Genomic DNA, 3,090 nt, shown 5'->3' with positions numbered 1-3,090 from the left:
CCTTCCGTTTTAGGGCACAGAAAGATCTCTGTACCTACTGAAACTTTACTCATACGCCACTAGTCAGAGTTTTGAGCCCCAATTGACTCCACTCTTGGCCTGCACGGCTGGACGCGGTTTCACCCGGGTGATTCTGCCTGTGTTCGCAGGAGCACCGTGTCTGGACGCCGAAAGCTTCCACAAAATGTAACTCCACTGGGCGGGGAGGCGGGGAAAGCGATGACACGGCGGGCTGGTATGTGCTTGGCGGTTCTCATCACTGTTCTCCTGGCGGGACAAGGATGCACGCCCAATCCTGCGGTGCGGGGAATGGGTGCGATCACTATCGCTGCCGACCTAGGGGAACCAAGGAGCCTCGGCGGGCTGCCCACGCGCGTGGTGGCCACCCTCACGCTCGGCACACTCATGGTCCGGCGCGAGTTGGCTATCTCGGGCAACACCGCCTTCGGCACGATCGACTCTCTACTCGCGGGAACCTGGAGGCTCGATATCGCAGCCTTGGACGCCCAGGGCGATCAGGTCTATTACGGCAAGACCAACGTGGAGGTGAGGCGAGATCAGACCACCTCAGTGTCAGTGACGCTTCGAGCCGAGAGTGGGTCGGTGAGGATCGAGGCGTGCCCGGCCGGCATCCCTGGAGAGGAACTAATCTGCTTTGCCGACATCTCGATCCACCACGCGAGCGGCACATCACCTTACCGAGTCTACCCCGACATACCAAAGGCCGGGGGACGCTTCTCGGTGGAAGACACAGGCTATGTTCCGAGGTCCTACGACATGCAGGTCGCCTTCAAGACATCGGATGGCACGGTGGTCTACACAAGTGAGTACGTGGGGTTCGGAGTCGTGCCAGGCAAGACCACTGACATCTTCTACTCGCCCGGGATCGGGGACCTCCAGGTGTCAGTGGATGTGGACTTCATCCCGCCAGCTCCCAGGGGTGTCTGTGTCGCAATCGACGGGACCCGGGCGACGGTGACTTGGTCGCGATCGGTCCCGGCCGACGGGGACCTGGCATCATACAGGGTTTACTGGAGGTACTCCGTTTTCGACAGGTACAGCGCCTCAAGGTCAGAGTCGGTGGACGCGACCGAGACTTCCGTCTCCGTGGGCCTTTCCAGCCAGCAACGAGGATCGATGGTCTACTTCGTCGTAGTCGCCAGGGATTCCGCCGGGCAGGACTCGCTGAGGAGCGAAGAGGTATCTGTGTTCCTCCCATGATGGCTGTCACAGAAAGCGACGGCCCCAGGTGTAGGTGTATGCCCGGCTGCGGGTGAGGGCCTCCGGGCGGGACAGAGAGAGCACAGGCCGCCCCTTGGAGTGAGTCCTGGGGGCGGCCTGTCAGTTCCGTTGCGACGCTGGGAGAGTCCGGCCGTGCCGCTCCTCGCGCAGGAGCGTGAGTCGAAGCAAACAAGGAAACGAACAGACAAGTGGATTACTCAGATTCCAAGCACCGCCTTGGCAATGGTGAAGTAGATCATCAAGCCCAGGGCATCCACTATGGTGGTGATCAAGGGTCCAGCCACTACAGCCGGATCGAATCCGATCTTGGTCGCGATTATCGGCAGGGCCGCGCCCACCAGCGTGCCGAAAGCCACAATGGCACAGACAGCCAGGCATACGGTGAAGCCCAGAAGCGGAGTGCCTCCCACGAACCACGCCCGGAAGAACGCCACAACTGCCATGGCGAGTCCAAGGAGAAGCCCGACCCAAGCCTCCCGCCAGATCACCCGGAAGAAGTCCCTGACCCGGATGTCCCGCACAGCCAGGCCCCGGATGATGATCGCGGCAGCCTGAGAACCGGCGTTTCCTCCGCTGTCGATGAGCAGCGGGATGAAGAATGTGAGGGCTATGAACGCCTCCATAGCAGCTGAGAACTTTTGGAGAATGCCCCCGGTGATGGATTCTGCCAGGAACAGCACCAGAAGCCAGCTGACGCGCTTGGTCCAGTGCGTCCCGAGGCCTGTGTCGAGGTAAGGTTCGGTCAGGGGAAGCGTCGCAGCCATCTTCTGGATGTCTTCCGTCGCCTCCTCTTCCACGACATCAAGGATGTCATCGGCGGTTATTATACCTGTGAGCTTGTTCTCTTCATCCACCACTGGCAGGGTCAGAAACCCATACTTCTTGAACAGCTGGGCGGCTTCTTCCTGGTCCACGTCAGTGGAGACGGATACTACCTTAGGGTTCATGATCGTCCCGATTCTCGCGCGGAGATCCGAGATTACCAGGTCACGAAGGGACAGCACGCCAACCAGGTGCTCCTGCTCATCCAGGACGTATACATAGTAGACTGTCTCAGCCTCCGGGGCGAGTCGCCTGAGCTCGGCCAAGGTCTGCTCCACGGTCCAGTCGGCACGCACGGACACGTACTCCGTGGCCATGATGCCTCCTGACGAATCCTCGTCGTACTGAAGCAGTTCACGGACGTCTTCGCCTTCGGCATTCATAAGGCCCAGGAGTTTCTCGGCCTTCGCCTCAGGCAAGTCTGCCAGGAGGTCTGCGGCATCGTCCGAGTCCATCTCTTTGAGGATCTGGGAGGACCGGACGTTGTCCATCACCTTGATTATTCTGGCTTGGTCAACGGGATCAAGTTCCTGGATGATATCAGCGGCCGTATCGCTCGGGATCGCATGGAAGAAGGCCTGTTGCTCTTCGTCTCGGAGATTCTCGAGGATGTCGACGACGTCCGCGGGGTGAATGGACCTAACAAGATCGGGAATCTGGTCGAGAGAACCTGCCTCTAGGAGTTGCTTGACCCTCTCGAGGAGAGCCTGGTCCTTCTCGCGCATGTGTGCACCTCCTCGCGCAGGAGGTCACCGCCCGCGAGAGACCATTCCGGCGGACGGCGCCCCTTGCTCTTGTGTGGTTCTTCGATGAGCTGTGAAAGGCAAGTTGCTACTGTTACCTGAGTCTCCGTCCACCGAGATGTCCCCCCTCTCACATGGTGGGAATATGCTGGTGAGAGCAGGTGGTATGTTACCACCTTCGTCATTATACTATCAGATCCGGAGAATGTCACCCGTCTTCCCACCGGTCGACCGCGTCAATCCACAGTAGGGAAGAAGAGCTGAAGAGCCTTTCCGTAGCGCT

The 3,090-nt window shown here is 59.7% G+C and carries 2 protein-coding genes; one reads left to right on the top strand and one right to left on the bottom strand.

From position 1 onward, the window contains the following. Positions 1 to 219: 219 nt before the first annotated feature. A complete protein-coding gene (locus NUW23_15715; protein MCR4427603.1) occupies positions 220 to 1,221 on the top strand; it encodes a fibronectin type III domain-containing protein in 1,002 nt (333 codons plus the stop codon). 218 nt (positions 1,222 to 1,439) lie between these two features. On the opposite strand, the gene mgtE is transcribed toward NUW23_15715, so the two are convergent. Continuing rightward, positions 1,440 to 2,789, bottom strand: a complete 1,350-nt coding sequence (gene mgtE / locus NUW23_15710; GenBank protein ID MCR4427602.1) for a magnesium transporter — start codon at positions 2,787 to 2,789, stop codon at positions 1,440 to 1,442. Between the last annotated feature and the right edge of the window lie 301 nt (positions 2,790 to 3,090).

The sequence above is a fragment of the Bacillota bacterium genome, from assembly GCA_024655925.1.
Lineage (GTDB): Bacteria > Bacillota > DTU025 > DTU025 > JANLFS01 > JANLFS01.
Note: the sequence above shows the minus strand (reverse complement) of the source record. Positions and strands in the feature narration are given on the sequence as shown.

Bases quoted from the DNA above. Each gene is read 5' to 3' on its own strand.
- NUW23_15715 (MCR4427603.1), top strand. From the start codon at position 220: ATGACACGGCGGGCTGGTATGTGCTTGGCGGTTCTCATCACTGTTCTC.
- mgtE (MCR4427602.1), bottom strand. From the start codon at position 2,789: ATGCGCGAGAAGGACCAGGCTCTCCTCGAGAGGGTCAAGCAACTCCTA.